Source organism: Kitasatospora griseola, assembly GCF_014648555.1.
In the GTDB taxonomy this organism is placed as follows: Bacteria; Actinomycetota; Actinomycetes; order Streptomycetales; family Streptomycetaceae; genus Kitasatospora; species Kitasatospora griseola.
On sequence record NZ_BMRI01000057.1, the window covers coordinates 1 to 4,381 of the forward strand.

Consider the following 4,381-nt stretch of genomic DNA (forward strand, 5'->3'; position numbering starts at 1 on the left):
CCGGACGGCGCGATGTGGTCCAACGCAGACGGTGACTGCTGGCGGCAAGGAATCACCTTTGGCCAGTGGCTGGTCGCGGCGATGGACGGAGAGTTGCGCTTCGCCTGGCCGGACGGAGTACCCCCGGAGAGCGAATGACACCGACCGAACACACCGGCTGGCCAGCGGGAGACCTGGCAACAGCCGCTATCAAGCCTCCACCCGCTGAGCACGTTCAGGGCGTCCGCCAGTAGGTCATCGGATCCATGGGCTTCGAGGGCGGGTGTTCCAGCGATAAAGGCTTCAGGCGCGTCGGACCAGGCAGCGGACCGTGATGACGGTGGCCGCCAGGGCGAGGAAGAACTCGACGGCCGCTTTCCGGCGTTCGGTGCAGCGCCGGAGCTTGCCGAAGCTGTTCATTCAGGAGTTCGTGCGCTCGACGACCCACCGGCCGCCGGTCTGGATCGGGGTCTTCGCGCCGCGCGGGCGATGCGTGCGCCGATCCTCCGGCTGGCCAGGCCATCGTGGACGATCCGGTAGTCATAGCCGGCGTCCAAGGCGAGACCTGGCTGCTCCGGTAGCGGCCCGAGGGCCTGTTCGAGGGCGGTGAACCGGTCGATCTGGGGCTGACCTGACCCGTTCTTGGTTGGTTCTGATGCACCGTCGGGCGGTTCGGCGTCCCTACGGTGTGCAATCGATCGTGGCCCGGAGGTCGGCGGGGACAACGACGGCGTGCACCGACCCGTCCGCGAGGGCGATCACCTGCATGCCGTCGTCGCCCAGCGGATAGATCACCCGGACCTTGCCGTCGATCAGCGACTCGGGCGGTGGCGGCCAGTCCAGTAGCAACAGGCCGTAGCGGTAGACCAGTGACGTCCCGTCCGTGCGTATCCGCTGGCCGGGCTGCGGCTTGATCCGCCACCCTTGGCCGCCCGCCAGGGTGATGGCGAAGTCGGCCTCGTAGGTGTGGCCGTTCAGCCCACAGGGTCCGTCGACCCGGATCGTAGAGACGTGCGGTGCAGCGAAGGGCGGCGGTGTACTCGGCGTTGGTGCGAACTTGCGGGTCGACGCAGATGTATTGGGTGGTGGCGCGCTGACGGCCGGGGTCGGCGACGTGGCCGGCGGCAGTGTGGCGGCCTCGCCAGGCGGCGGTTCGGCGGTTGGTGCAACTTGTCCTGAGGCTCGCGGCCGTCTCAGCTGTGACGCCCGTCCCGGCCGCCGTGCAGCCGCTCGCCAGCAACGCCGCCGCCAGCGCGGCCCCGGCCGTCAGAAATCCTGCGTTGCACCAGCGCACCCCCGATCCCGTCCCCGACCCGAGCGGGGCAGGGCCCACCGTAGGGCCCGGAGGCGAGCGGCGGGCCAACAGCGGGCCAACGACGGACCAGCGTCCTGAGTCGGGGATTCGGCGCACGACCGGGACCGCTCCTCCCCCGCCTACTTGGCCAGCCTCACTCCCGAACAACGGCGCGCCGTGCTTCGCCCGGACCGCCGCCTGCACCGGCTCGCCGACCTCTCCGCCATCTGCCGGCGCACGATAGTCCTCCTACGATGGGCGTCCGACGTCTCTATCGCCGCCCTGATCGCGCTTGCCGCAGCCGCGCTCATCACCGCAGCCTGACAACAGAGAGGCCCGTACCCAGCACTCGGTACAGGCCTCTCCCTGTTCATAGGACGGTTCAGCGCCCAACCGTGAGCGGCTGTCGGACGAGGGAGGCGTCATATCCGGTACCTGCCCCCGCAACCGGCCCCCGGCGGCCCGAGTAAACCCGGTCTACATGCGCTGACCCGCTCGAACAGTCCCGGGTGCGCTCCGGTCGGAGTAAACCGGGTTCATGCCAGCCCTGCCGTTGCCTCCGCACTTCGCGCGGAGTCCAGCAGTTCGATGCGCGCGCGTGCGACCGCGGCATCCTGACGGAAGGTCAAGGCGGATTGGGGTGCTCCGGGTAAGCGCCTCCAGGTCGATCGGATGCGCGGCGCTCCTGCTCACGATCCACCCGGCGGCCGTCGCCTCCAGAGGACGCGCTGCTGCTCGGACGTTACACGGGCCGCCCGCACGGTGCGCAGAGTCTCCCCGTTCACACAGAACCGGCACAGCCCGATGACGATCCCCAGAGCGTCGGCGAACATACTGACCTGCTCCGTGGCCTTCGCCCGGGTGCCACCTGCCAGCGCATCGATCACGTGTCGCGGTGAACCGCGGAACCGCCGACGCGGACGGCGGCGACCCGTCATACCCGGTCGCTCCGGTTGTCCGCGCGGTAGCGCCAGAGGCCGGAGGTCCGGTGGTCGTGCTCCGAGAACACGTCGAGCGGTCCGACCCGCTCGTACGCCTCCTCGGTGCGCGAGTGGTTGCGGCGGGCCAGTGCCCAGGCTGCCTCCAGGCGCATATCCGCATCGTCTTCATCGAGGAGCGCGAGGAAGGCGTCCAGAACGGGGGCGCTCCGGTCGTCGTAGCCGGAGAGGGACTGTGCGGCGCAGCGCCGCACCCAGAGGCTCTCGTCGCGAATCAGTTTGAGCAGGGCGTCCCGGACCGCCGGCTTGAGCTGCTTGTCGGGCGCGGACCACAAGGGGAGCTTCTGGGCGACGGCGGCCCGGACCTCGGGCGCGGGATCGTGGACGAGGTCGAGCAGCGCCGGTGCGGCCCGTTCCCGATCCAGGCAGAACACGGCCTCGCTGCGTACGGTCGGGTCGGGATGGCCGATGTAGTGCAGGCCGATGGTCTCCTGCTCCGGATGGTCATGGCCGGTGTAGGCGTCGAGGACGGCGGCGATGACCTGTCCGTCGGGTTCCTCCTGCACCCAGGACGCCAGGAAGTCGAGATCGTGTGCGGTGTGCGGCGAGTGGTCGAGGCTGGCGTGGAAACTCCGGTGCCATATGACCTGCGCGAGGAAAACCCGATGGGTGGGATCCGGGTGCTGGCGCAACGCGGCGAGGTCCGATCCTTCGAGAGGGTCTCGGCGCAGGCCCAGATAGTAGGCGGCGGCGAACCAATTGCTGTCCCCCACCGTGGCGCGCGGGAGGGCGCGTGCCATCACTACGTCGAGAGGCGGGAGCATGCCGAACGCCCACTCGAGGTGGGTGAGGATGGCTCCGTGGCCGTTCCGCACAGTGTGTCCGTCGAGGGAGAACTCGTCGATCACGTCGCCCTGATGAGGGTCGTTGACCTCGCGCTTGACGGCCGGCTCCGTGACTCCGGTCCGGCGGCGAAGTTCTTCGACAACGCCCGTCTCGTGCCAGTGCCGGGCCAAGTCGAGCAGTTGTCGCTGTGAAGCCTCGGGCCGGCGAAGTCGAGGATCGTTTTCGAGCATCATCGAGACGAGCATGGGGGAGCCGGTGTCGATTGCCCGCAGCATGGGAGTGCTACCGTCCGGGAGCTTGAGGTCTTGGTCGGCACCCCCGTCGACCAGAACCTGGGCGGTGAGGTGATCGAACTGGGCCACGGCGGTGCAGAGCAGAGGCAGTCCGTCAGGGCCCAAGGTGTCCGCTCCTGCCCCCTGTTCCAGACAGGTCCGTACCGTGTCGGTGTCCCCAGCGATCACGGCACTGACCAACCGGTCGGCCAGGTCCAGCGACGAATCCGTCAACGCTCCCCCTGATGGTGTGTTCGAAGTGAGCAACGTACTCGAAGCAACGAGAGGGGGCCGAGGCTTATTCGTCGGCGACGCGGCGGTCGGCCGAGCCTGACGGAAGATGGCACTGCGGAATCCGTTCGTCGGTCCCCACCTGTGCAGTCCCAGCATGTGGGTTTCAGCTGACGACCAGCCGAGAATCCGCGAACCTGTGCGCTTCGGGCCGCGCTGACAACAAGGGCGCGCTGCTGCTGGGGTTGAACGCGGGCGTGGCCGCTGCGGCCGCCGCCTTCGGCAAGATCCCGCACGCCGCTCTCGTCCTGCACGCCGCCCGCGCTCTCGCCCGCGACGGCCAGGCCGACCCGCTCGTCCGAGCAGTCCTCGCCCGCCCCGACGCCCCCGCGCTGACGACCGGCGCACTCGTCGCCACCGCCCGCATCACCGACTGCCACCGAGACACGGGTGCTGCCGCCCCTGGGGCCTGCCCGGCCTGTGGCACTGGACCCTCACCGACGTCCAGGCCCTGACCGACCCGATCCCCGCCGCCGGCCGCCTCGGCCTCTGGCGGCTCGACCCCGGCCAGCACGCACTGCTCCACCGGCACCGGGCCGCCCTCGCCCATCACTGACCCGCGCCGCACACCCGAGAACGGGGGCGCACAGCGGTAGAGACGTTGTTTCGGCGGCGCGTCCTGGTGACCCGGCACACAAGAGGGGCCCGCTTCCTCCGGCGTCGACGCCGGAGGAAGCGGGCCCCTCTGCGTTTCGCTACCTTCGACCGGCACTGGGACCGCCCGAGTCGAACTCCTTCCGGTGGCTGAGACATCTCTCGAA

General features: G+C 69.6%; 3 protein-coding genes and 1 pseudogene. 1 reads left to right on the forward strand and 3 read right to left on the reverse strand.

Features of this window, described 5'->3' with window-relative positions; genetic code table 11:
• Nucleotides 1-282 precede the first annotated feature (282 nt).
• From IEZ12_RS35625 to IEZ12_RS35635, 3 genes and pseudogenes are all read right to left on the reverse strand, one after another.
• Nucleotides 283-689 (reverse strand): annotated as a pseudogene (locus IEZ12_RS35625) (transposase family protein); the annotation flags it as partial.
• The gene (locus tag IEZ12_RS35630; RefSeq protein ID WP_189278335.1) at nucleotides 661-828 is read right to left on the reverse strand and encodes a hypothetical protein; all 168 of its coding nucleotides are present in this window, start codon (nucleotides 826-828) and stop codon (nucleotides 661-663) included. The gene IEZ12_RS35630 and the pseudogene IEZ12_RS35625, both read right to left, overlap by 29 nt.
• Before the next feature lie 1,379 nt (nucleotides 829-2,207).
• Nucleotides 2,208-3,563, reverse strand: a complete 1,356-nt coding sequence (locus IEZ12_RS35635; RefSeq protein WP_229848610.1) for a HEAT repeat domain-containing protein — start codon at nucleotides 3,561-3,563, stop codon at nucleotides 2,208-2,210.
• Between the two features lie 254 nt (nucleotides 3,564-3,817).
• Between IEZ12_RS35635 and IEZ12_RS35640 the strand changes: the two genes are divergently transcribed.
• Nucleotides 3,818-4,075, forward strand: coding sequence for a hypothetical protein (locus IEZ12_RS35640; RefSeq protein WP_189278339.1), 258 nt, complete (start codon nucleotides 3,818-3,820; stop codon nucleotides 4,073-4,075).
• Nucleotides 4,076-4,381 lie beyond the last annotated feature (306 nt).